Origin of the sequence: Microbacterium sp. 69-7, from assembly GCF_001897985.1 — a bacterium.
Lineage (GTDB): Bacteria > Actinomycetota > Actinomycetes > Actinomycetales > Microbacteriaceae > Microbacterium > Microbacterium laevaniformans.
This window is the reverse complement of record NZ_MKRU01000104.1, coordinates 1-23,407: the sequence shown is the minus strand read 5'-3', so window position 1 is coordinate 23,407 and position 23,407 is coordinate 1. Positions and strand designations below refer to the sequence as shown.

Genomic DNA, 23,407 nt, shown 5'->3' with positions numbered 1-23,407 from the left:
ACCCGCCAGCGCACCCATCACCCACATCGGAAGGAACACCACCCATGTCCAGCTGTTGCAGCACCAGCGCCCCCGCCCCCGGCGGACGCGAGAACCTCCTCGACGGCACCACCGGCGCTGACATGACGACCTGCCCGGTCATGACCGGCACCCCCGTCAACAAGGCCACCGCCGAGGCCGCCGGCCTGTTCCGCGACTACGAGGGCGAGCGGTACTACTTCTGCTGCGCCGGCTGCGGTCCCGCGTTCGACGCGGACCCGGCCAAGCACGCCGCCGCCATGGCCTGATCCTCACTCCCGGGCCCACACCCACCGTGTGGGCCCGGGACACGGACACCCGACCATGACCATCCCCACACCCGCCGCGGACGGCTACATCACCGACCCGCGCACCTACCGCAACCGGCTCCGCCGCCTCGAGGGACAGCTCCGCGGAATCACCCGCATGATCGAGCAGGAACGCCCCTGCATCGACACCCTCACCCAGATCTCCGCCAGCAAACGCGCACTGGAAGGCGTAGCACTCAGCCTCCTCGACGACCACCTCCGCCACGCAAACACCACCGGGACCCTCACCGACGAGACCTCCCTCGCCGCCACCTCCGCGGCCATCGCCCGGCTGATCCAGCCCTAACCCCCACCCCTCTTCGCAGCGCAGCGGACACCGCACACAGACATGCCAGCCGCGCCCCGTCGCCGCTCGCCCAGGAGGACTCCTATGACCGCCGCAGCACTCGCGACCCGCGCCCGCGGCGGCTTCTGTCTGGCCATCACTGGCACCGTGCTGAATCGCCCCGGGTCTCGTGGAGGGTCTGATTCCCCGAGAGGATGATGACTATGCCAGCACCGAGGAAGTATCCGCCGGAGCTTCGTGAGCGTGCGATGCGGCTTGTTGCCGAGGCCAGGAAGGAGGATCCGGAGCTGTCGCTGAATCAGGCGGTGGTCCGGATCGGGCAGCGTGTCGGGGTCAATGCCGATACGTTGCGGGGCTGGTGCAAGCAGGCCGCGATCGACGCGGGCGAGCGGCCGGGAACGACGACGAGCGACGCGGCGCGGATCAAGCAGCTCGAGGCCGAGAACCGGGAGCTGAAGCGCGCCAACGAGATCTTGTTGGCGGCGTCGTCGTTCTTCGCGCGGGAGCTCGACCCGCGACTGCCGTGGTAGTTCAGTTCATCGACGATCATCGTGACCGGTTCGGGGTCGAGCCGATCTGCCGCGTGCTCACCGAGCATGGGGTCCAGATCGCTCCGTCCGGTTACTACGCGTTCAAGACCCGCCCCGTCTCAGCGCGAGCCGTTCGGGATGCCGAGCTGATCGTGCAGATCGAGCGGGTGTTCTGGGACCGGAAACTCGGCCGCGGGATCAGCGGCGTCCGCAAGGTCTGGCATCTGCTGCGGCGAGAGGGGATCCTCGTGGCCCGCTGCACCGTCGAGCGGCTCATGCGCCAGCAGGGCTTGCGCGGCATCCGGCGGGGCAAGCAGTTCGTCACCACCCGACCTGACGATGCCGCCACTCGGCCGCCGGACCACGTGCAACGCTGCTTCCGCGCGGACCGGCCCAACGAGCTCTGGGTCGTCGACTTCACCTACGTCCCGACGTGGTCGGGCATGGCGTTCACGGCGTTCGTCACCGATGTGTTCTCCCGCCGGATCGTCGGGTGGCGCACGATGTCGAAGATGCCCACCGACCTGCCGCTGGACGCGCTCGAGATGGCGCTGTGGGTGCGGGACCGCGCCGGCGAGGACGTCACCGGCGTCATCCAGCACTCCGACGCCGGGTCCCAGTACACCGCGTTGCGGTACTCCGAGCGGCTCGCGGACGTCGGCGCGATCGCGTCGATCGGAACCGTCGGCGATTCGTATGACAACGCCCTGGCTGAGACGGTCGTGGGCCTCTACAAAACCGAGTGCGTGAAGGTCGACGGCCCATTCCGCACCGCTGATGAGCTCGAGCTCGCCACGCTCTCCTGGGTGCACTGGTTCAACGAGAACCGGCTGCACTCCTCGATCGGATACCTCACGCCGGTCGAGAAGGAGAACGAGTACTACCGTGAGATCAACTCCCAGAGCCGCCCGGCGCTGGGAGAACTCGCCCTCCACTAAACCCGGGGCGATTCATGCTGCTGATGGCCGCAGCCTCCGCCCCCTCACCGTTCTACCCGCAGCTCACCCAGCGGCTGCAGCTGGCACCGGTCGCGACCACCCTGATCTTCGCGATTTATGCCCTCCCGCTGCTGATCGCCCTGCTCACCCTCGGCTCCCTCTCCGACCGGATCGGACGACGCCGCGTCCTCAGCGTCGGGGCGGTGCTGCTCACCGTCAGCCTGCTGCTGTTCTGGGCCGCCGACTCGCTGCCCGCCCTGCTCACCGCCCGGGCCCTCCAAGGCCTCGCCGCGGGGCTGCTCGTCCCGGCGCTAAACGCGATGATGGTCGACTTCGAACCACCCCGCCGGCCGGGAGCCGCCGCGCTGGCCAACACCGCCGCCCCCATGGCCGGGCTCGCACTCGGCGCGCTCACCGCCGCGGTGCTGCTGGACCTGGACGGCATCGACGCGGGCACCATCTTCCTCGTGCTCGCCGCCGCGTTCGTCGTGCTCGCCGCGACCGCGTGGAGCATCCCCGACGCCGCCCCCGCCCGCCACGACCGGGGCCGTGCGCGTCGTGTTCCGCTGCCGCCGCGCACCCGGCGAGTGATCCTGTCCGTCGTCCCGGCGGTCATCTCCGGGTGGGTCACCAACGGCATGTTCCTGGCCCTGGGCACCGGGATCGTCGCCACCCAGTTCACCGCCGACACCCGCACTCAGGAAGCGGCGTCCATCGTGATCCTCGCTACCGCCGGTGTCGCAGCCGCGGTGCTGCTGCACCGCTCCAGCCCGCGACGCATCACCCTGTTCGGCAGCGTCAGCCTCGGATTGGGCACCCTGTTCAGCCTGCTCACCCTGCACGGGCACAGCCTCACCGGATACCTCGCCAGCGTCGCCATCGTCGGCGCCGGATTCGGGACCGCGTTCATGGGGGCCATGCGCACCCTGCTCCCACACGTCGACCCCGGCCAGCGCGCCACCGTTATGGCCGTGATCTACACGATCTCCTACCTGGCCATGTCGCTACCCACCGTGTTCGCCGGGCTCCTCGTGCCCGTGCTCACCCTGCCGGGCGCGGCGACCCTGCTTGGTGGGGCTGTTGTGGCGCTGAGCATCACCGCCATCCTCACCCGCCTGCTCCTGACCGACCAGCCCGCCCGCCGCGCGGCGGCCGCCCACCAGAAAGAGACCACGCGCCGATGACCACCCCCGCTCCTCGTCCCCGCCGCCAGCTCACCCGCCGCGGGTTCCTCTCCCTCAGCACCGGCGCCGTCGCCGCCGTGGCCCTCGCCGCCTGCACCCCGACCCCGGCATGGGTGACCCCCACCGGTGCCGCCGTGGACCGCGCCGAACGGGACCGGCGCGGCACCGGACGGGTCACCACCGCGGCGCTCACCGCCGCGGCCACCACCATCGACCTCGCCGGCACCGCCGCGGCGACGTTCTCCTACGGGTCGGTGCCCGGACCGGTCCTGCGGGTACGTGCCGGGGACACCCTGCAGGCGACGCTGCGCAACGATCTCCCCTTCGACACTTCCGTGCACTGGCACGGGCTCGCGCTGCGCAACGACATGGACGGTGTCCCCCCGCTCACCCAGCAGCCCATCGCCGCCGGCGACTCCTTCCGGTACGAGTTCACCGCCCCCGATCCGGGCACCCACTGGTTCCACCCGCACGTCGGCGCCCAGCTGGACACCGGACTGTACGGCGCGCTCATCGTCGAGGACCCCAACGAACCGCTCCGCTACGACGACGAATGGGTCATCATCCTCGACGACTGGCTCGACGGCGTCACCGCCACCCCCGACGAGGTGCTCGAGCAGCTGCGGCAGGGGATGGGGGAGATGGGCGGCCACGGTGACATGTTCATGCGGATGGGCAACATGCTGATGGGCGCGACCTCCGACCTGCTCGGCGGTGACGCCGGCGACGTCTACTACCCGCACTACCTGATCAACGGCAAACCCGCCGCCGACCCCGCCCAGTTCACCGGCACCCCCGGATCCCGGGTCCGGATCCGCCTGATCAACGCCGGTGGAGACACCGCATTCCGGGTCGCGCTCGGCGGACACAGGCTCACCGTCACCCACACCGACGGGTACCCCGTCGACCCGGTCGAGGTCGACAGCGTCCTGCTGGGGATGGGTGAACGCTACGACGTGCTCGTCACCCTCGGCGACGGAGTGTTCCCGCTCATCGCCGAAGCCGAAGGCAAACGCGAACGCGGCTTCGCGCTCGTCCGCACCGGCGGCGGGCAGGCGCCGGCCGCGGACGTGCAGATCACCGAGCTGGGGGAGGGCGCCCAGGTCGCGACCGCCGAGCGGCTGGCCGCGACCGCCGCGGTCACCCTCGACCGGCGTGACGCCGACCGCACCATCGCGCTGACCCTCACCGGCAGCATGGCCGACTACGACTGGGGCTTCAACGGCCGCCAGTTCGACATGCACGACCCACTCCGCGACGCACACCCGCTCACCGCGGGCGAACGCGTGCGGCTGACCGTCACCAACGACACCGACATGTGGCACCCGTTCCACCTGCACGGGCACACCTACCAGCACACCGGCGGCGGCCCCCGCAAAGACACCTCCATCGTGCTCCCCAAGCAAACGCTCGAGCTGGAGTTCGACGCCGACAACCCCGGACGGTGGATGGCCCACTGCCACAACATCTACCACGGCGAGGCCGGCATGATGACCGTCCTCGCCTACCGCCAATGAGGTCGACCCGGACGGGAATAGCAGGCGGCACCCGCCTGTTGTGATACCCATACGGGGTATACGCTAGGGGAGTCCCAGGCGCACACCGTGCCGGACCGACGGCCGCTCGGCCGTCGACAACCGACAGAAAGAACACCCGCCATGAGCCACGACCACGACCACCACCACGAGGCCCCCGCCGACGCGAACGACGTCGTCGTCTGTCCCGTGATGCCCGGCAGCACCGTCAGCAAGAGCGTCGCCGAGGCCCAGGGCCTGTACCGGGACTACGAAGGCGAGCGGTACTGGTTCTGCTGCGCCGCGTGCGGTCCGCTCTTCGACGCCGACCCCGAAAAGTACGTCAAGGCCGCCTGACACCACCCTCGGGGGCCCGGAACATCCGGGCCCCACAGACCCTCTCAAGGAACGACATGTCACCCCAGAAGATCCTCATCCTGGGTGCCGGCGCCGCCGGCACAGCCGCCGCCCGCGTCCTCGCGGGCACGGACACGGTGACCGTCACCCTGATCGGGCGCACCGGCGAAACCCCCTACAACCGCACCCTGGTCAACAAGGGCGTCGCCGTGGGGCTGCTCACCCCCGAGCAAGCCGCCATCCCCGGTGTCGCCGCCGAGGCGGACACAGCGGTGGACGTGGACCCGGAGAACAAGACCGTCCGGTTCGCGTCCGGCCGCGTCGAGCACTACGACGCCCTCATCCTCGCCACCGGCAGCACCCCGCGGCTCCTGGAGGACACCATCCCCGGTGCCACCACGGGAACAGCTCGGATCACCACGCTGCATTCCCTGGAAGACGCGATCACCGTCCGCGACCTGATCGCCGGGCTCGGGCGGCCCGCACAGGTCGTGATCTCCGGGGCCGGGCTGGTCGCCGCGGAGACCGCGACACTGCTGCGCGAACGCGGCCACCAGGTCACCCTCCTCACCCGCGACACCACCCCGGGCGTCCGGGTATTCGGCGCCGAGCTCGCGGAACGCCTCAACGACGCCCACCACGCGAATCTGGACACCGCGTTCGGCCGCACTCTCACCGGGGTACAGGAGAGCGGTGACCGGCTCGAGCTGACCCTCGACGACGGCACCGCCCTGCCCGCCGACCTCCTCCTCATCGCCCACGGCACCACCCCCACCGCACCATCCCCGTGGGACGGACCCGTGCCGGTCGACGAGAGCCTGCGCACCGCGGCCGCGCACGTCTACGCCGCCGGCGGCGTCGCCGTGCACGATGACCCCGCCCTCGGGGCGTGGCGGATCGATCACTGGTCCGACGCGGCCGCGCAGGGCGAGCACGCCGCCCGCACCCTGCTCGCCGATCTCGGCGCGGGGGAGCAGCCCGGCAGCTACCAGCCTCGCGCCCCGTTCACCGCCACAGTCCACGGCGCGATGATCGCCGGCGCCGGACTGACCGACACCCGCACCGACACCCGCATCGACAGCTCCGAGCCGCTGGTGGTCATCCGCCAGCACGGCCCGGTCCCCGTCGGTGTCCTCGGCTTGGACGCCGCCCCCGCCGTCTTCGGCTGGATGCCCAAGCTGCACACCCCGACCGGCCCCGACGCGGAGGCCCTCGCCTCCACCGGGACCGGCACGGCAGACTCGAAATAACCGCTAGGCACAGGGAAGTGAACTGATGACCGACCCGCACGCACACCACACCAACCACCCCACCGGCAAGGCCGCCACCGCCACCGGCGAGCACGGCGACCACACCCCGGAGCCGCCCACGCAGCACGACACCCACACCGGGCACGACGTGCAGCCCAGCCACGGCCAGCACGCCGGCGGCCAGATGGACCACTCCGGCCACGGCGGAGGCCATGGCGGGCACGCCGGGCACGGCGACCACGTCGGCCAGTTCCGGCGGCTGTTCTGGATCAACCTGATCATCGCCGTCCCCGTGGTGGCGTTCTCCCCGATGTTCGCGATGATCCTCGGCTACGAGGTCCCCGGCTGGGCCCGGTTCATCGCCCCGGTGCTCGGCACCGTCATGTACGTGTGGGGCGGGTGGCCGTTCCTGACCGGCGCGGTCAGCGAGCTGCGCTCGCGCAAGCCCGGGATGATGCTGCTGATCGGCCTGGCGATCACGGTCGCGTTCTTCGCGTCCTGGGGCGCCACGCTGGGGCTGCTGCACCACGAGCTCGAGTTCTGGTGGGAGCTGGCGCTGCTGATCGTGATCATGCTGCTCGGTCACTGGATCGAGATGCGCTCCCTCGCCCAGACCAGCTCCGCCCTCGACACCCTGGCCGCGCTGCTGCCCGATGAGGCCGAGCGAGTCGAAGGAGACCAGATCGTCAAGGTCTCACCCGCCGACCTGGCCGTCGGGGATGTCGTCGTGGTCCGCCCCGGCGGCAGCGTCCCCGCCGACGGGAAGATCGTCGACGGCCGCGCCGACATGGACGAGTCCATGGTCACCGGCGAATCCCGCCCGGTCGCCCGCGGCACCGGCGACCCGGTCACCGCCGGCACCGTCGCCACCGACTCCGGGCTGCGCGTGGAGGTCACCGCCACCGGCGACGAGACCACCCTCGCCGGCATCCAGCGGCTGGTCACCGAGGCGCAGAACTCCTCCTCCCGTGCGCAGCGGATCGCGGACCGTGCCGCGGCCCTGCTGTTCTGGTTCGCACTGATCGCCGCCGCCATCACCGCGGTGGTGTGGACCCTCGTCGGCAACCCCGACGAAGCCGTGATCCGCACCATCACCGTCCTGGTCATCGCCTGCCCCCACGCGCTGGGCCTGGCGATCCCGCTGGTGGTCTCCATCGCCACCGAGCGCGCCGCCCGCGGCGGGGTGCTGGTCAAGGACCGGCTCGCGCTGGAGAGCATGCGCACCGTCGACACCGTCCTGTTCGATAAGACCGGCACCCTCACCAAGGGTGAGCCCACCGTCTCGGCGGTGGAGCCGATCGGTGACCTGGACGCTGACCAGGTGCTTGCGATCGCCGCGGCGGCCGAGGCCGACAGTGAGCACCCGCTCGCCAAGGCCATCGTCCGTGCCGCGCAGGAGAAGAACCTCACCCTGCCCAAGGCGACCGGGTTCAGCTCCTCACCGGCGGTGGGCGTCACCGCCACCGTCGACGGTGCGGAGATCCGCGTCGGCGGCCCCCGCCTGCTCGAGGAGGTCGGCGCCCGTGAGGTCGACCAGGCTGACAGCTGGCGTGGTGAGGGCGCAATCATCCTGCACGTCACCCGTGACGGGAAAGTCATCGGTGGGCTCAAGCTCGCCGACGAGATCCGTCCCGAGTCCCGCGAAGCCGTCGAGGCGCTGCACAAGCTCGGCGTGCAGGTGGTCATGATCACCGGCGACGCCGAAGCCGTCGCGAACGCCGTCGGCAGCGAGCTGGGCATCGACCGGGTGTTCGCGCACGTGCGCCCCGAGGACAAGTCCAGCAAGGTCGCCGAGCTGCAGAAGGAAGGCCGCAAGGTCGCCATGGTCGGAGACGGCGTCAACGACGCCCCCGCCCTCGCGCAGGCCGACGTCGGCATCGCCATCGGCGCCGGCACGGACGTCGCCATCGCCTCCGCCGGGGTAATCCTCGCCAGCTCCGACCCCCGGTCGGTGCTGTCGGTGATCCAGCTCTCCCGCGCGGCGTACGGGAAGATGAAGCAGAATCTGTGGTGGGCTGCAGGCTACAACCTGATCTCCGTGCCGCTCGCCGCCGGCGTGCTGGCCCCGATCGGGTTCGTGCTTCCCATGTCGGTCGGTGCGATCCTGATGTCGCTGTCCACCGTCGTGGTCGCCCTGAACGCGCAGCTGCTGCGCCGAATCGACCTCACACCCGAAGCGAGCACCCGCGCGGTCCTCGACCGCTGACCGAAGGAACCGGCCATGTCCACACCCACCGTCGACACGACGCACACCACTCACGGGTACATCACCGACAAAGACAAGTACCTGAACCGGCTCAAGCGCATCGAGGGTCAGGCGCGCGGGATCTCGAAGATGGTCGATGACGAGAAGTACTGCATCGACATCCTCACCCAGATCAGCGCTCTCACCAGCGCCCTGCAGGCCGTCGCGATCGGGCTGCTCGACGATCACCTCAAGCACTGTGTGATCGACGCAGCACGGATGGACGGCGACCAGGCCGAGCAAAAGATCAAGGAAGCCAGCGACGCGATCGCCCGTCTGGTCCGGTCCTAACCCGGACCAGACGGACGACCCGTCCGGCATCCCCCCGCCCCACGTCGGGGCGGAACCTGGTGCCTTGGCCGAGCGGCGAGGCAGCGGCCTGCAAAGCCGCCCAGACGGGTTCGACTCCCGTAGGCACCTCCACCCGTCACCGCAGCCGCCGTGCGGCCCCCGCTACTGGGGCAGCACGGTGATGCCGCTGGCGTCGACCACGACGACCCGGCCGTCCGCGTCGATCCCCACCGCCTGCGCCTGCTCGTGCACCGTGCCGGCCTCCCGCCACTGGTCCTCCCCGGACCCGAGCACCCAGATCCGGTCATCGGTGCCGACCCCGACCAGCCGCTTCCGATCCGGGGACGCTCCCAGCGTGTACAGCAGCGGCGCATCCGGCCACGCCGAGAACGACGCCCCCCGGTCCGTGCTCACGGTCACCCCGTCCGCGGTCGCCGCGACCACCCGGCCGCTGGCATCCGCGGTCAAACTCACCGCCGGCACCTGCGCGCCCGTCGGAGTCCAGGTGGCGCCGGCATCGACGCTGCGCAACAGGTCGGTGTCGTCGGTCGCCAACCCGTACACGGTGTCATCGGCGCCCGCGGTGAGCGCATGGAAGTCTTTCTCCCCGGTGAACGCGACGGGTTCCCAGTTCGCGCCGCCGTCGACACTGCGGATCACTCCCAGATTCGGTGCTCCCCACTCTTCGGGGGTCTGCGGGCCCGGGTGCCCGGACGCGATCAGGCCCTGCGACGTCGCCGTCAACCCCATCGCGTCGAAGTCGGCGGTACTGACCCGGCCGCCGAGCTCACCCGATTCGGACACCTCGTAGATGCCCTCGTGGGTGCCCAGCAGCAGCTGCCCCGTCTCCGGGTCCACGACCACCGCGTGCACATGCGTGGACAACGCGGTGTGTTCTTCCCCTGTCGACGCGGGCGTGCTCGCGCACCCCGCCAACACGACAGGCACGGACATGACGGCGGCGATCACGGCCGCCGCCTTGAAACGGACGCGCATATGCACCCTCCACGATCAGGGTGGGGCGCCACCATCGGTGACGCCCCACCGGGGTGCCTCAGAGCTGAGCGAGCAGATCTTCCATGGTGGTGATCTCCGCGGACTGCGTGTCCACCACCGCCTGGGCCAGTTCCTTCGCGTCCGGGTTCTTCCCGTCGGCCAGCTCGGTCTCGGCCATCTCGATCGCGCCCTTGTGGTGCTCGATCATCTGCTCGAGGAACATCCGGGCAGCGTCGGCGCCGGTCGCGGCCTCCAGCTGCGCCATGTCCTCCTCGGACATCATCCCGCCGCCGTGGTCCATGTCGCCCATGTCCATATCGTCGGCGGACATGCCCCAGTCATCGAGCCAGCCCTGCATCGTGTCGATCTCCGGCTGCTGCGCATCCTTGATCTGCTGCGCCAGATCCAGCACCTGCTGGTCGACGTCGCTCTTGGCGAGGATCATGTCGCTCATCTCCACCGCCTGCTGGTGGTGGGGGATCATCATCATCGCGAACATCGAATCGGCCATGTTGAAGTCCGCCTCTGCGGACTCCGATGGCGCCGACGAGGACCCGCCGCCGTGATCCATGCCCGGCATCGAGTCGCCGCTGCCGGCGCACCCAGCGAGGAACAGGGCCGTCGCCAGCGGAACGGCGACGAGTGCTGCGGTGCGGAGCTTCTTCTTCATCATCATCAATCAGTCCTTCTCTTGGGTGTACGTGAACGCCCGCGAACGGGCACGGCAACAAACCCCACCGGACGGCGGGGTCCGGCGCGTTCACGTCCGACTGATCGACAACTCCCGCAGTGAAGGCGGGCGGCTCGGAGCCGGCCGCGCTACGAACATCACCGGCCACCATGTGGCCCGTTCCTGCGGTGTCCCGCGGATCAGCCGAGGGAGCAGGAGGAGCAGCACCGTCGCCAGCAGCGCCAGCACGCACATCACCATCAGCGCGTCGTGACCGCCCTCCGGGCTGCACGTCACACACCCGTGCCCCGCGTCGTCCACCGGGGCAGTGGCTGCGCCGTGATGACCCTCGGGAACGGTGGCGCCGGTCATCTCCGCCGTCGACGACATCGCCGGCGCGTGGGAGGAGGCCAGGGTGTGCATGCCCATCAGCCCGACGATGATCGCGGCCGCGAAGCACACCAGGAGCAGCCACCGCGTCGAACGCGGCAGCCGGGTACGCAGCGCGGACAGGAGGAGCCAGGGGCACGAGCAGGCACACCACCAATCGTGGGTACCCTGCGGGGGTAGGCTATACGGGTCTGAGCCTCCTTCGCACCGACCGGCTCGGCGAAAAGGAGCGCCATGCTGATCCAACCCATCGACTACTTCCTGGTCGGCTGGTTCGTCCTTGTAGCCATCAGTACCCTTTGGGTCGGCGTCGACCAGTTCCGAAGCAACCCCGAGCCCACCGTGATGAAGTGGGGCTTTATCCTCGTCACCCTCTACCTCGGACCCATCGGTGCGCTCCTATATGTCCTGGCGGACAAGGAGCCACGGCCGGGGGAGCACGAAGAGTTCACAAAGCCCCTCTGGAAGCAGGGCATCGGATCGACCATTCACTGCGTGGCCGGAGACGCGACGGGAATCATCGCCGCCGCGGTGATCGTCTCTACCCTGGGCCTGCCGATGTGGCTCGATCTGATCATCGAGTACATCGCCGGATTCGCTTTCGGGCTCTTCATCTTCCAGGCCCTGTTCATGAAGAACATGATGGGAGGCACCTACTGGCAGAACGTGCGCCGCTCGTTCCTGCCGGAATTCATCAGCATGAACTTCATGATGGCCGGGATGGCGCCGGTGATGTCGCTGCTGATGATGGGGCGGGACATGCGGGCCATGGTCCCCACTGAACTCATCTTCTGGGCCGTGATGTCCGTCGGTGTTGCCGCCGGCTTTGCGCTGGCCTACCCCTCCAACGTGTGGATGGTGAAGAAGGGCATCAAGCACGGACTGATGACTCAGCGCAAGGAGCCGGCCACCGATCCGCAGCCTGAACACGCCGGGCACGCGGCGATGGCCGCCGGATCCGGAGCGGGGCATGACGATGCGCAACAGCCATCCGAGCATGAGCAGCATCAGCCCAATGGGGCAAGCAAGGTCACTGTGCCGCAGCTGACCGTCGTTGCCTCGTTCGCGACGATCGCACTGATCGTGGGCATGGTCGCCCCCGCCAACGCGGTCAACATGACCCTCAGCGCCGAAGACGTCGGAGGTCTGATCATGCCGCCGGGCATGATCATGACCCGCGACACTCCCGCCGAGGCGATGGAGGACATGGCTGCGGTCGATCCGCGGGACGTCACCAGCGCCTACGACGTGGACACCCGTGGTGACGAGGTCCTCGAGCCTTCCCGGATCGAGGATGGCGTGAAGATCTACGAGCTCACTGTCTCCCTGATCCGATGGGAGATCCTCCCTGGTGTTGCCGTCGACGCATACGCGTACAACGGGCAGGTGCCCGGGCCCCGGCTGAACTTCACCCAAGGCGACCGGATCCGCATCGACGTCACCAACAAGCTCGGCGAAACCACCACTGTGCACTGGCACGGCCTGGACGTCCCCAACGAGATGGACGGCCCTGCCGGCATCACCCAGGACCCGATCGAGCCCGGTGACACGTACAGCTACGAGTACACCGTCAAGCAGTGGGGCACCTTCTTCTACCACTCCCACGACCACGCCGACCGGCAGCAATCCCTTGGCCTCTACGGGGCCCTCATCATCGACCCGGCCGACCCGTCCCAGCAGCCACCAGCAGATCACGATTACACGATCCAGCTGCAGGAATGGCTCAACCGAGAAGGCCTGACCTATCCGGCGATGCCGATGGAAGGAGGGATGCCGAACTACTTCACCATCAACGGCAAGGCGTACCCGGCCACCGAAACCATCGACATGAAAGTTGGCGAGACCCTCAGGGTCCGCTTCATCGGCTCGAACACCGTCGGCATCCACCCGATGCACATCCACGGCGGCCCGTTCACCGTCGTCGCCCGCGACGGTGAATCCCTCGCCGAAGACCAACAATTCAAAGCCGACACCATCAACATCGGGCCCGGTCAACGCTACGACGTGATCTGGGAGGCGCTGGAGCCCGGCAAGTGGCTCATCCACTGCCACATCAACCACCACACGACCAACAACAACGTCGAGACCGACGGCGCCGGCGGGCTCACGATGATCATCAACGTCACCGAGTAGACCCTACTGATGACCTATGTGATCGCACTGCCCTGCGTGGACGTCACCGACCGCGCCTGTCTGGACGAGTGCCCGGTGGACTGCATCTACGAGGGCGACCGGATGCTCTACATCCATCCCGACGAATGCGTCGACTGCGGTGCCTGCGAGCCCGTCTGCCCGGTCGAAGCGATCTACTACGAAGATGACCTCCCCGACGAGTGGGCCGACTACTACACCGTCAACGTCGAGTTCTTCACCGAGCTCGGTTCACCCGGCGGTGCCGCCAAGACCGGTGTTCTCGGTCTCGACCACCCCACTGTCGCTGCCCTCCCGCTGCAGCACCCGCGCGGCCTCGACTGACCCACCCCACCCCGAAGGACACCCATGACCGCCACCCTGCTCATCCTCGGCGCCGGACCCGGCACCGGCCGCGCCCTCGCACACACCTACGCCGCCGAAGGCTGGAACGTCGCCCTCGTCGCCCGCCGATCCGACCCGCTCACCGCTCTGGCCGACAGCATCCGCCGCAACGGCGGCGAGATCGCCGCGTTCCCCGCCGACATCACAAACCCGCACGAGCTGCGCACGGTCATCGACCAGGTGCGCGAGCGGCTCGGGCGGATCGACGCGATCGCCTTCACCGCGGCCTCCGACGACGGATTCGTCCCGGCGGCAGATCTCACCAGCGAACAGGCCCGCACCTTCGCGGACCTGTTCCTCTACCCGCTGATCACCACCGTTCAACTCACCCTGGCGGACCTCCGAGGTAGCGAGCACGGTGCGATCTTCTACGTCAACGGCGCCAGCGCCCTGGGCGCACCCGCCGGGATGAGTGGTCCCGCCCCGGCGATGGCCGCCGCCCGCAACTACCTCGCTACCCTGCGCGATGAGCTCGCCGGCGATGTGTTCGTCGGGGCAACCTTCGTCGCCGCGATGATCGAGGGCAGCGCCGCCGCGGACGCCGCCGCCGAATGGAACGCGGACGGCAGCTTCCCCAGCATCGACGCCGCCCAGATCGCCGGCTCCATCTGGGACCGGCATCAGCACGGCGGGGCCTTCGAGACACTGCTCCCGTGAGCTGCTAGCCGCGCTCAGCGGTGCCGGACCAGGGCCGACTCGTCCTCGGTGAGGTGCGCGGTCTCGACCTGGAAGGTCGAGTGCTGGATCGACACCGGGAAGTGCCCGGCCACGCATTCGCGGACCTCGTGCAACACCTCTGCGGCATGCCCATCGGTGAAGCACTCGTCCTCGACCACGATGTGGGCGGTCAGGGTGGGCAGGCCCGTCGCGACCGTCGACGCGTGCAGGTCGTGTACGTCGGTGACGTGCTTGAGCTCGAGGATATGCCGGCGCACCTCGTCCAAGTCGAGCCCGGCGGGGGTGAACTCCATGAGCACCCGGGTGGTGTCACGCATCAGGATGATCGCGCGCGGCACGATCAGCCCGGCGATCAGGAGGCCCGCTATCGCGTCGGCCTGCTGGAAGCCGGTCGTGGCGATCACGATCGCGGCCACGATCACTCCGAGGGAGCCGAGTGCATCGTTGATCACCTCCAGGAACGCGGCACGCATGTTGAAGTTCGCGCCGCGGCTCGACGACAAGATCACGATCGCCACGACATTCGCGGCCAGTCCCACGATGCCGAACACGAGCATCTCGCCGGCGGCGACCTCCGGCGGCTCGAACAGACGCCGGATGCCCTCGATGGCGGCGTAGGTGCCGACCACCAGCAGCAGCGCGGCCTGTCCGAGCGCGGCGATCACCTCGATCCGCCGGAACCCCCAGGTCCGCTTCGGGTTGGCCGGCCGCAGCATCAAGGTCGCGGCGATCAGCGCGACCAGCAGTCCGGATGCGTCGGTGATCGCGTGGGCGGTGTCCGTCAGCAGCGCCAGGCTGCCGGTGACGACAGACCCGATCGCCTGCGCGACCACGATCGTCGTCGTCAGACCAAACGCGATCCACAGACGTGCCCGGTGATCCCCAGGCGCTCCCGCCTCGCTCGCCGGCGCACCGTGATTGTGACCCGCACCCATGTCCTGCTCCCTCACTTGGTCAGTGACCAACACTCTTGGTCGGTGACCAAGCTACTACAATGTTGGTCACTGACCAACCCCGAGGAGAACCCTGTGGCCGACCGACTGTCCCGCCGCGACGTCATCCACGCCGCCCTGCTCCTGCTCGATCGCGACGGAGCGGACGCCATCACCCTCCGGGGGATCGCCCGACACCTCGACGTCCACCTCAACTCGGTGTCACTGCAGGTGGGAAGCAAGGCGCGCCTGCTCGACCTGATGGCCGACGCCATCCTCGGCGAGCTCTCCTTCGACGACCTCCCGCACCCGCCGATCGACCGGGTCAAGGAGATCTTCCGCCGCTACCGTCAGGTCCTGCTGAACCACCGCGACGGCGCGCACCTCGTCTCGGGCACGCGGGTCTCCGAGACCAACACCCTGCGCCTGGGGGAGGCGGTGATCGCCGCGCTGCTCGATGCCGGCGTCGACCCCGACCTCGCGGTCACCACCTTCTGGAGTCTCAACTACCTCGTGGTCGGCCTCGTCCACGAAGAGCAGACCACCCCTGAGGACGGCGCCCACCGTTTCGAGCAGGAACTCGCCTCGCATTCGTTCCCCGCCCTGACCAGCGTCCGCGATCTCTTCCTCGGCGACAACGTCGCCGCGCACCTCGAATTCGGCATGGATGCTCTGCTGCATCGCGCGCGTCATCTCGACTGAGCATTCTCGTCAGCTGCCGGCCGCGCCCTCCATATGAAATAATCTGCGTATGGATGCAGATAACAAGACGTGCGGTCGCGACCCCGACAGCCTGTACGTCGAGCTCGCCGTCGAGGTCTTCACCATGCTCGCCGACGCCACCCGCGTGCGGATCATCCTCGCGCTGGACGGGGCGGGGGAGCTGTCCGTGAACCACATCGCCGACATCGTCGACAAGTCCCCGGCCGCCGTCTCCCAGCACCTGGCCAAGCTGCGCCTGGCCCGCATGGTCACCACCCGGCAAGACGGCACCCGCGTCTTCTACGCCCTCGCCGACGAACACGCCCGCCAGCTCGTCACGGACGCGATCTTCCAAGCAGAGCACTCCCTTGGCGGCACCGTCCCGCACCACCACACCGAAGCCGACACCACCCGACCCGGGCCGTCATGATCACCGTCCTCCGCAACGGCACGTACCGGGCGCTGTTCTTCGCCCAGGTCATCGCCCTGGTCGGCACCGGGCTGCTCACCGTCGCCCTCGGACTGCTCGCGTTCCAGATCGCCGGCGACGCCGCCGGATCGGTGCTCGGCACCGCGCTGACGATCAAGATGGTCGCCTACGTCGGCGTCGCACCCCTGGTCGCAGCGCTCGTGGACCGGCTCCCCAAAAAGGCCGTCCTGGTCGGCGCCGACGCGGTCCGACTCGCGATCGCGCTCACCCTGCCCTTCGTCCAGGACACCTGGCAGATCTACCTGCTCGTGTTCGTGCTGCAATCCGCGTCTGCGACCTTCACCCCCGCGTTCCAATCGCTCATCCCGAGCGTGCTGCCCGACCTCCAGCAGTACACCCGTGCGCTCGCGCTCTCCCGCCTCGCCTACGACCTGGACTCGATCCTCAGCCCTGTCATCGCCGCAGCCCTGCTCACCGTGATCAGCTACAACAACCTGTTCATCGGCACCGCGCTCGGTTTCGCAGCCTCCGCCACCCTCGTCCTCATCGCCCGCCTCCCCGCTCACGTCCCGGAGGCGATCACCGGTACCTTCTGGGAACGGCTGCCCACCGGCCTGCGCGTCTTCGCCCGCACCCCCAGCCTCCGCTTCCTGATGGCCGCTAACATCGTCGTCGCAGCCGGCACCGCGATTGTCCTGGTCAACTCCGTCGTCTACGCCAAGGGCGTGTTCGGCCTCGATGACTCCGCGCTCGCCCTCGCGCTCGGCGCGTACGGTGTCGGGTCCCTCGTCGTCGCGCTGAACGTCCCCTGGATCGTGGACAGAATCGGAGTGCTCCGCACCATGAGCATCGGTGCTTGGCTCCTCGTCGCCGCCATGGGCGCCGCTGTCGCCATGACGGTCGTCGCGGTATCGACGGGGGAGGGGTGGTGGGCGCTGCTCGCCACCTGGGCGCTCCTCGGAGCCAGCACATCACTGATCAATACCCCCTCGTCGCGGCTTCTCGCCGACGCATCCACCCCCGCCAACCGCAACCTGGTCTACACCGCTCAGTTCGCCCTGTCCCACGGCTGCTTTCTGATCAGCTACCCGATCGCCGGATGGCTCGGCGCCATCGGCCTGCCGATCGCCGCCATCGCGCTCCTCGGACTCGCGATCCTTGGCGCGATCGCCGTCACCGTCCTCCACAGAACCGCCCTTTCCGCCGCGCACATAGACGAGGCGGTAGTGCAGCGGAGGCTCTAAATGGCCTTGATCGAGGTGGTCCTCGAGGCTTATTGCGACTGAGAACTACTGGGCCGGGGTTGGACATCTTGTAGCGGATTACAGCGACAACGACGACAAGGAATTGGGTAGATGACCACTTACGACCGGGCGGCGGCGAGCGACGACGGCGACCTGAGCCCGATAAAGCTCGCGGAGGTGTGCGAGGCGCTCATCGCCGCATGGCACGAGGATTCGGCTCAGTCCGGTGCCGGCGCAGCACCGGACTCGGCATCCGCGCTCGACGCCCGTGCGATCGTGCAGGCGTTCCCGGAGAACCGGCCGCGGAACCTCGAGTACGCCCATGGCCAGATGGCGGGCAACCTGGTCAACGCGATCGTGCTGCAGCTGCGGTCCGTGGTGACGTTGCTGCGCGCTGAGCCGATGATTCCTCTGGGTGTTTGGCCGCTGGTGAGATCGGAGCTCGAGTACGCCGGTCGAGTCGCGTGGCTGCTTGAGCCGCTCCCGGAGGCGGAGGCGGGCACCCGCAGGGTCGCACGTGAAATGCTCGATCACCTGGCGGCGATACAGCGGCAGCGGTTCACAGCCGGCAAGTGGGACAAGCCCCGGGCGAAGCAGTTCAAGGGCAAGCGCGACGAGCTCCTCGCCCGCATCCGTGAGCTCTTCGACGACGTCGACACTCCTCTGGACAACCCGCAGCAGATTGACGAGTGGCGGATCGGCGGCGAGCCGATGCTGCCCCTGGGCAAGTCGATCGGTCTCTTTCTCGAGCTCCACATGACCGGGGCCGCAGCGCTGTACGACGTGCTCTCCGACAACACGCACCCCTCGGTGATCTCGCTCGCCTTCCAGTCCACAACGAGGGATGAAGACGGGATCACGTCAACCGACTACCCCGCGATCCCGCGGGTGATCAACTTCCAGGTGAGGCTGGGGTGCCTCTTCGCCTACAACGCCGCGCTGCTGATCCTGCGTTACTTCGGGTACTCGTCGCCGGCGTTGGATCAGTGGGCGGCGGCCGCGCCGGCTCGGTGGTTCTCCGGGTCGTGAGTGTCTGGCCGCACAGTGGGTGGGCCTCGTCGACGAGGACAGGGACGCTTCACGGTTCGGGAGCCGCGCGGCCGATATTTCTTAGTGAAGGTGCTCACGATCGAACGGGAGAGCGACATGGACGAGTACGTGGTGATGCAGGCGAGGAAAGAGCCCTCGCGGGTGGCGTGTTGGGAGGAGGACAGGGCCGGGGTGACGCACGGAACGCTCGTGATGCGGTGGATCGACGACCAGGATCTCTACCTCGAGCACGTCGAGGTCGATGAGGCTTGGCGCGGGAAGGGTGTAGCGACGCGACTGCTCGATATGGCGCTGGCGACGTACCGGCTCTCCGGCGAGCAGCTGACCGTTCGCACTCACTCGGCGACCGGGGAGATGGATGCCCTGCTGGCGTCGGCGCGACGTCGGCACCCGGAGTTCCGGTTTATCGCGATCGGCGACGACGACGACGAGTAATCCGCGTCTGCAGGCAAAGAGAAAGGGCACCCGTCCGGAGCCAACTCAGATGCGGATTGTCAGATACACAACTGGGAGGGCGGCACCACTGCGAACAGAGGATGCTCTACGGACGGGTGCCCAGGCCTCGATGCTACCGGGTGGGCGTCGAGGGGATCAGGCGGAGATCGCCAGGGTGGCGTCGGCGGGCTGCAGCGCGAGGATGCGCTGCGCCTTGGTCTCTTCGATCTCGCGGGGGAGTTCGCCCTTGCGTGCGCCCGAGCGTCCGTAGAGCAGGATCTTCACCCCGGTCTTGGACACGCCCGCCTTCTCCGCGATGCCCAGGACGGTCATGCCGCCGGCCATCAGCTGACGGACGTGCTCGCGGACGGGTTCGGCGAGGACGCGAGGAGCTTGCTCGCCGATGCCGGCTTCGCGGCGCCGGCGGCGCTCTTCGGCGAGGGAGGCGTCGGCGCAGGAGATCTCTGCGGGGCAGGTCTCCCGGTCTTTGCATCCCAGCTGATACCCGTAGGCGGTGCCGTGGTGCTCGAGGGGGATGCTTTCGGCGCGGCGCTGTTGCATCCAGATCCGGTGATACTCGCGGCCCGCTTCGATGCACTCGGGACGGTCGCAGCCGCGAGCTCGGCAGGCGTTCGTGCCGTGCGGCTGCAGCTGACGGGGTTTGCTGATGCGAGGCGCACGAGGCGGCCGCGGTGCGCGGGGCTTGGCCGGTGCCGGAGGCTTCTGCTGGTCGACCTGCGCGAGCGTGTCGGTCGCCGCTTGGTGCTGGATGGTGGCGGCGTGCAGCGCGTTCTCGATCGCGCCGCTAACAGACAGGCCGGTGCCGGAGGCGATCGTCGCGGTCTTGAGTGTCGAGGCCGCGGCTTTCAGGTGAGCGCGGGCCGCGTCCCGTCGCTCCTGCCACTGGGCGAGCTCTGCGACGTGACGATCGAGGTCGCGTCGGTACTGGGCGAGATCCTCCCGACGCTGCGCCTGCATGTCTGCCGGCAGCTGCGCGATCGCCTCGGTCGCCTCGGCGAGCCACTTGTGCCCGGGGTGGGGGCGCTGCGGCCGGGATGTGCGAGCGGGCTGCTGTGCGGCGGCCGGCTTCGGCCGGGGCGACGTCGTGGTTCCCGCGGCGCGAGGCCGGGTCGCCGTCTTCGTTCGCGCCGCCGCCTTCGGCTGTGCAGCTGCTCGTCGTGCCTTGCGGGCGGCGATCTGGTCGCGGTGGCGGATGCTCTCTTTCTCGGCGGCGTCGCGCTCGAGGATCTCGGCCAGCGGCACGCCGGCGTCGATGAGCTTGGCGAAGGTGAAGTCGCCGCAGTAGCGGCTGTGCACCTCACGGCAGGGCAGGACGGCCGGGCACGCCGCGGTGCGGCAGCCGAGACGATAGCCGTCCGGGGTTCCGTGCGGAAAGGTGTCGGTGAGGAGATCGAGGGTCGACATCGGTGGTGTCCTCTCAGTGCAGGTCGTGCTCGATGAGCAGGCCGAGGGCGTCGGCGATGGTCCGCAGTCGGTAGCCGCGCCGGCCGTGCTCGACGTGGCCGAAGATGTTGATGAACTCGAGCTCGCCGCTGGCGTCGTCGAGGTAGGCGATGGTGTGGACGTCGGCGGCGTCGAGGTACTGCCAGCCGTATCGGTCGGCAGGGGTGTCGACCCGCGACTGAATCCACCGGACGATGACCGCCCCGAGTGGGCCGTCCGCGTTGGCGCCGGGGGAGTGGGGCGCGTTGGGGACCATGGCGTCGACACCGCGGGGGCCGAGCTCGCCGGGCAGCAGGTCGAAGCTGTCGGGGTCGAGATCAGCGAACAGGTCGGTGTAGTTGGTGCCGGTCTCGTCGCTGATGCGCCGGAGGGTGAGGCTCATGTCGGTCTCCTGGGTTATCGAGTGCTCGGGCAGCGGGTCAGCGCCTCGTCGAGGGCGCTGAGGTCGGCTGCGGAGATCTCGAGGGCGTAGGTGTCGGTGACCTCGAGGTAGCGGGTTGCGTAGGTGCAGGCCGCGGCGCCGGTGGGCAGCCATTCACTCGGGGTGCTGTCTCCCTTCACCTGGTTGGCGGTGGTGGCCTGCAGGTTGGCGGGATCGTTCGCGAACTGCGTGCGCTGCTCGGTCGTCCAGCTGGCGGCGCCGGATGACCAGGCGACCGCGAGAGGGAAGATGTGGTCGATCTGCACGGGCTGGTAGCCCTCGTTGACACGGGTGAAGGTGACCGTCTCCCCGGTGAATGGGTCGTGCAGGATGCCGGTGAGCACGACGCAGTCGTTGGTTCCGGGCTTGTGGACGACGTCGACGAGATCGCGTCCGAGGATGTCGTTGCGGGTGTCGCAGCCGTTGCGGTCGACGTCGGCCCAGCGAGGGCCGAACTCCTCCCGCGAGTACTCCTCGGCCGCGGCAGACATTGGGGAGGACTGTGCGGTTGTCGAAGTCGCCGTGGGGAGCGTGACGGGGGAGAGGCTGTCGCCGGCGTGCGGGGCCGGCCACAGCAGCAGCGCGGCGGCCGCGGCGATGCCGACGACGCCGGCGGCTGCGCCTGCGGTGCGGGTGAGCTTCATTGGGTGACCTCCCGGGTCTCACTGCATATAGGCCGGTTCCCCGGCCGTTCGCGGACGGCGAGGGTGGAGCGGCCGCGGGCCGGGGCCTGTGCCGGCCGGCTCGCGGTCGCGTGTCACTCGGGAGAGTGCTCGCCGTGTCGACGAGAACTCCCCGTCGACCTAAGTTGTGTATCTGACATGCACAACACTAGTCGGATGAGCGCGCGGGGTCAAGCCCCGATCGACGGGATGTGCTGCAGGAGATCGCGGGCAGCTTTGGGGTAGGGCGTCCGCTCGAGCGCGATCAGCTGCCGGCGCCGTTGGCGAGCGTTGCCGAGCGCCCAGGCGTCTGGTGCAAGTACCTTCTTGCAGGGAGCACTATTCATCAGTTCTCACTTGCGGTGTAGCCGGATTCAGCAAGGCTTCGACGCGCAATCGTGAGAACCGTGCAGGAACGGTACGACGGGTAGACCGATGCCGCGTCAGGGCTGGCCGTTAACTCGAGACGTGTCCAGGGTTCCGCGTCATCACCGCTGCGAGAGAGAATTTCAACGCCGACGGCACTCGCTGTAGCAACAAGAGCTACGACTGACAGAGTCAGTCCTCGATGTCGCCTAGTTGTTCCCCGGCGAGAGCTCGTTGGACGAGCCGCGCATGTTCTGCGGACAACGGGAACTGGATCTCATCGCAGTCTGGAAAGTTCTCATCCCCAGCACTGACGCTCAGGAGGAAGTCGCCTCCGGGTTCTCGGAGCACGACGAGCATGCCGCTTGTCAGTGAAGGCTCTCCGTCGATTGTGCTCACTGGCCAGGTCAGCGCGATTCGAATGAGTTCGTCGCTCATCAAGATGAAGCTCGATTCTGGTTGCACTTGCTTGTTGAGCCAGGCTACCGAGCCGACCCACGAGCCAAGCGGGTCGCCGTGCGCCGATATGGTGCACACATGAAGCACCTGCACTACGGCTCGATCGTTATAGCCATCTCTGATCAGTTGGCCTCGACCTTTCAGACAGCAGCGCACGACTTCATGGCCGCGGGGCGCTCTGCAGTCTGGCCAGTCTCGGGCTACCGCGATGATCGGGATGAGATCTCGATTCAGCTGGCTGTTGGTCCTGGGATTGCGTTTGCGATCACCGACACTTGGCTCCCCGACGAGCGCGAGCCTTCACGACACGATGCGGACTCGATCGCATACATAGATGGCGAGCACGAAGCCCTCGAGAAGGAGCAGTTGAGCGAGGCGGTCCTGGGCCGCCCCCTTCATTCGGTCCGGACGCTCTGTGAGTCGTCGGTTTCCATTTGATGGGTGCACTGCCGAGCGTACTCGACTGGGGGTAGGTAGCCGAGCGAGGAGTGCCGGCGGTGATGGTTGTACTCGTCCTTCCAGTCGCCGATCACGACCTGCGCGTGCAGCAGCGAGTAGAAGCTGTTGATGTTGAGGCACTCGTCACGGAGCCGGCTGTTGAACGACTCGACGTACCCGTTCCGCCACGGCGAGCCCGGTGGGATGTAGGACAGGCCGGTGCGGGTGCCTGCCCAGTCGGCCATCGCCTCGCTGATGAACTCCGGCCCGTTGTCCGACCTGAGCACCGCCGGGGCGCCCCGGGCGGCGACGAGGTCCTCGAGGTGGGCGGTGAGTCGGTCGGCGGTAATCGAGCGCTCCACCAGCCCACCGATGCACTCCCGGGTGTGCTCGTCGACGATCGAGCAGATCTTGATCGGTCGGCCCTGCTCGTCGGCGTCGAACTGGAAGTCCACCGCCCACACCACGTTCGGCGCGTCCGCCGTCGGCGCGTCGACGGTCGAGGACCCGACGCGCTTGCGTCGACGCCGCTGCGGGACCCGGAGCCCTTCGTCACGCCACAGGCGTTGGATCTTCTTGTGGTTCACCACCCA

At 68.5% G+C, this 23,407-nt stretch carries 27 protein-coding genes, 1 tRNA gene and 1 other annotated feature; of the genes, 19 read left to right on the top strand and 9 right to left on the bottom strand.

Going from position 1 to position 23,407, the window contains the following annotated elements:
• Positions 1-44 precede the first annotated feature (44 nt).
• From BGN98_RS13235 to BGN98_RS13190, 10 genes are all read left to right on the top strand, one after another.
• Positions 45-287, top strand: a complete 243-nt coding sequence (locus BGN98_RS13235; protein WP_061018376.1) for a YHS domain-containing protein — start codon at positions 45-47, stop codon at positions 285-287.
• 55 nt (positions 288-342) lie between these two features.
• Entirely contained in the window at positions 343-633 is a 291-nt protein-coding gene (locus tag BGN98_RS13230) for a metal-sensitive transcriptional regulator (protein WP_061018374.1), read from the top strand.
• Between the two features lie 203 nt (positions 634-836).
• Positions 837-2,101, top strand: a protein-coding gene (locus BGN98_RS13225) for an IS3 family transposase (protein ID WP_502687837.1) whose coding sequence is annotated in 2 segments (ribosomal slippage) — positions 837-1,128 and positions 1,128-2,101 — 1,266 coding nt in all. Because the reading frame shifts where the segments join, the coding sequence is not laid out codon by codon here.
• Positions 1,121-1,249 (top strand) — a sequence feature (AL1L pseudoknot). It overlaps the preceding gene by 129 nt.
• A 23-nt stretch (positions 2,102-2,124) precedes the next feature.
• Positions 2,125-3,285: an MFS transporter gene (locus BGN98_RS13220; protein ID WP_288121647.1), complete on the top strand. Its 1,161-nt coding sequence runs from the start codon at positions 2,125-2,127 to the stop codon at positions 3,283-3,285.
• Positions 3,282-4,802 (top strand): multicopper oxidase family protein, encoded by a 1,521-nt coding sequence (locus BGN98_RS13215; protein WP_061018370.1) that lies wholly within the window; start codon positions 3,282-3,284, stop codon positions 4,800-4,802. The genes BGN98_RS13220 and BGN98_RS13215 overlap by 4 nt, the downstream gene beginning before the upstream one ends.
• A 141-nt stretch (positions 4,803-4,943) precedes the next feature.
• Positions 4,944-5,156: a YHS domain-containing protein gene (locus tag BGN98_RS13210; RefSeq protein ID WP_061018368.1), complete on the top strand. Its 213-nt coding sequence runs from the start codon at positions 4,944-4,946 to the stop codon at positions 5,154-5,156.
• A gap of 56 nt (positions 5,157-5,212) precedes the next feature.
• Positions 5,213-6,406 carry an FAD-dependent oxidoreductase gene (locus BGN98_RS13205; RefSeq protein WP_082738577.1) on the top strand — a complete coding sequence of 398 codons (1,194 nt, stop codon included), beginning with the start codon at positions 5,213-5,215 and terminating at the stop codon, positions 6,404-6,406.
• 25 nt (positions 6,407-6,431) lie between these two features.
• Complete coding sequence (locus BGN98_RS13200) at positions 6,432-8,612, top strand: heavy metal translocating P-type ATPase (RefSeq protein WP_061018366.1); 2,181 nt, start codon at positions 6,432-6,434, stop codon at positions 8,610-8,612.
• Between the two features lie 15 nt (positions 8,613-8,627).
• Positions 8,628-8,942, top strand: coding sequence for a metal-sensitive transcriptional regulator (locus tag BGN98_RS13195; RefSeq protein WP_061018364.1), 315 nt, complete (start codon positions 8,628-8,630; stop codon positions 8,940-8,942).
• Between the two features lie 58 nt (positions 8,943-9,000).
• A tRNA-Cys gene (locus BGN98_RS13190) sits at positions 9,001-9,074 on the top strand.
• A 30-nt stretch (positions 9,075-9,104) separates the two neighbouring features.
• Here BGN98_RS13190 and BGN98_RS13185 read toward each other — a convergent pair.
• From BGN98_RS13185 to BGN98_RS13175, 3 genes are all read right to left on the bottom strand, one after another.
• Positions 9,105-9,938: a F510_1955 family glycosylhydrolase gene (locus tag BGN98_RS13185; protein WP_061018362.1), complete on the bottom strand. Its 834-nt coding sequence runs from the start codon at positions 9,936-9,938 to the stop codon at positions 9,105-9,107.
• A gap of 58 nt (positions 9,939-9,996) precedes the next feature.
• Entirely contained in the window at positions 9,997-10,611 is a 615-nt protein-coding gene (locus tag BGN98_RS13180; protein WP_061018432.1) for a DUF305 domain-containing protein, read from the bottom strand.
• Between the two features lie 87 nt (positions 10,612-10,698).
• The gene (locus tag BGN98_RS13175; protein WP_288121646.1) at positions 10,699-11,070 is read right to left on the bottom strand and encodes a DUF6153 family protein; all 372 of its coding nucleotides are present in this window, start codon (positions 11,068-11,070) and stop codon (positions 10,699-10,701) included.
• A 162-nt stretch (positions 11,071-11,232) separates the two neighbouring features.
• Here BGN98_RS13175 and BGN98_RS13170 point away from each other — a divergent pair, with 162 nt between their 5' ends.
• From BGN98_RS13170 to BGN98_RS13160, 3 genes are read left to right on the top strand one after another with little or no spacing between them, the layout of a single operon-like run.
• Positions 11,233-13,131 carry a multicopper oxidase domain-containing protein gene (locus BGN98_RS13170; protein WP_061018351.1) on the top strand — a complete coding sequence of 633 codons (1,899 nt, stop codon included), beginning with the start codon at positions 11,233-11,235 and terminating at the stop codon, positions 13,129-13,131.
• Positions 13,132-13,140: 9 nt separating this feature from the next.
• Positions 13,141-13,473, top strand: coding sequence for a ferredoxin (fdxA, locus tag BGN98_RS13165; protein WP_061018348.1), 333 nt, complete (start codon positions 13,141-13,143; stop codon positions 13,471-13,473).
• Positions 13,474-13,497: 24 nt separating this feature from the next.
• Complete coding sequence (locus tag BGN98_RS13160; protein ID WP_061018346.1) at positions 13,498-14,190, top strand: SDR family NAD(P)-dependent oxidoreductase; 693 nt, start codon at positions 13,498-13,500, stop codon at positions 14,188-14,190.
• Positions 14,191-14,204: 14 nt separating this feature from the next.
• On the opposite strand, the gene BGN98_RS13155 is transcribed toward BGN98_RS13160, so the two are convergent.
• The gene (locus BGN98_RS13155) at positions 14,205-15,146 is read right to left on the bottom strand and encodes a cation diffusion facilitator family transporter (RefSeq protein ID WP_061018344.1); all 942 of its coding nucleotides are present in this window, start codon (positions 15,144-15,146) and stop codon (positions 14,205-14,207) included.
• A 93-nt stretch (positions 15,147-15,239) separates the two neighbouring features.
• Between BGN98_RS13155 and BGN98_RS13150 the strand changes: the two genes are divergently transcribed.
• From BGN98_RS13150 to BGN98_RS13130, 5 genes are all read left to right on the top strand, one after another.
• The gene (locus tag BGN98_RS13150; RefSeq protein WP_061018341.1) at positions 15,240-15,845 is read left to right on the top strand and encodes a TetR/AcrR family transcriptional regulator C-terminal domain-containing protein; all 606 of its coding nucleotides are present in this window, start codon (positions 15,240-15,242) and stop codon (positions 15,843-15,845) included.
• A 49-nt stretch (positions 15,846-15,894) separates the two neighbouring features.
• Positions 15,895-16,275 carry an ArsR/SmtB family transcription factor gene (locus BGN98_RS13145; RefSeq protein ID WP_061018340.1) on the top strand — a complete coding sequence of 127 codons (381 nt, stop codon included), beginning with the start codon at positions 15,895-15,897 and terminating at the stop codon, positions 16,273-16,275.
• Entirely contained in the window at positions 16,272-17,519 is a 1,248-nt protein-coding gene (locus BGN98_RS13140) for an MFS transporter (protein WP_061018337.1), read from the top strand. Before BGN98_RS13145 ends, BGN98_RS13140 begins: the two co-directional genes overlap by 4 nt.
• A gap of 111 nt (positions 17,520-17,630) precedes the next feature.
• Complete coding sequence (locus tag BGN98_RS13135) at positions 17,631-18,548, top strand: hypothetical protein (protein ID WP_061018335.1); 918 nt, start codon at positions 17,631-17,633, stop codon at positions 18,546-18,548.
• Between the two features lie 84 nt (positions 18,549-18,632).
• The gene (locus BGN98_RS13130; protein WP_061018333.1) at positions 18,633-19,004 is read left to right on the top strand and encodes a GNAT family N-acetyltransferase; all 372 of its coding nucleotides are present in this window, start codon (positions 18,633-18,635) and stop codon (positions 19,002-19,004) included.
• Positions 19,005-19,160: 156 nt separating this feature from the next.
• Here BGN98_RS13130 and BGN98_RS13125 read toward each other — a convergent pair whose 3' ends face one another.
• The 4 genes from BGN98_RS13125 to BGN98_RS13110 all read right to left on the bottom strand — a co-directional run bounded on the left by BGN98_RS13125 (position 19,161) and on the right by BGN98_RS13110 (position 22,355).
• The gene (locus BGN98_RS13125; RefSeq protein ID WP_288121645.1) at positions 19,161-20,429 is read right to left on the bottom strand and encodes a hypothetical protein; all 1,269 of its coding nucleotides are present in this window, start codon (positions 20,427-20,429) and stop codon (positions 19,161-19,163) included.
• Positions 20,430-20,442: 13 nt separating this feature from the next.
• A complete protein-coding gene (locus BGN98_RS13120) occupies positions 20,443-20,850 on the bottom strand; it encodes a hypothetical protein (protein ID WP_288121644.1) in 408 nt (135 codons plus the stop codon).
• 14 nt (positions 20,851-20,864) lie between these two features.
• Positions 20,865-21,533, bottom strand: a complete 669-nt coding sequence (locus tag BGN98_RS13115; RefSeq protein WP_061018327.1) for an HNH endonuclease family protein — start codon at positions 21,531-21,533, stop codon at positions 20,865-20,867.
• 576 nt (positions 21,534-22,109) lie between these two features.
• Positions 22,110-22,355 carry a hypothetical protein gene (locus BGN98_RS13110; RefSeq protein ID WP_217585032.1) on the bottom strand — a complete coding sequence of 82 codons (246 nt, stop codon included), beginning with the start codon at positions 22,353-22,355 and terminating at the stop codon, positions 22,110-22,112.
• 99 nt (positions 22,356-22,454) lie between these two features.
• Here BGN98_RS13110 and BGN98_RS13105 point away from each other — a divergent pair, with 99 nt between their 5' ends.
• On the top strand, positions 22,455-22,814 hold the full coding sequence (locus BGN98_RS13105; protein ID WP_288121643.1) for a hypothetical protein: 360 nt from the start codon (positions 22,455-22,457) through the stop codon (positions 22,812-22,814).
• On the opposite strand, the gene BGN98_RS13100 is transcribed toward BGN98_RS13105, so the two are convergent.
• Positions 22,772-23,407 (bottom strand): IS3 family transposase (locus BGN98_RS13100; RefSeq protein ID WP_288121642.1); only part of this gene is annotated, 636 nt, incomplete at its 5' end. The two genes, BGN98_RS13105 and BGN98_RS13100, sit on opposite strands and share 43 nt — an antisense overlap.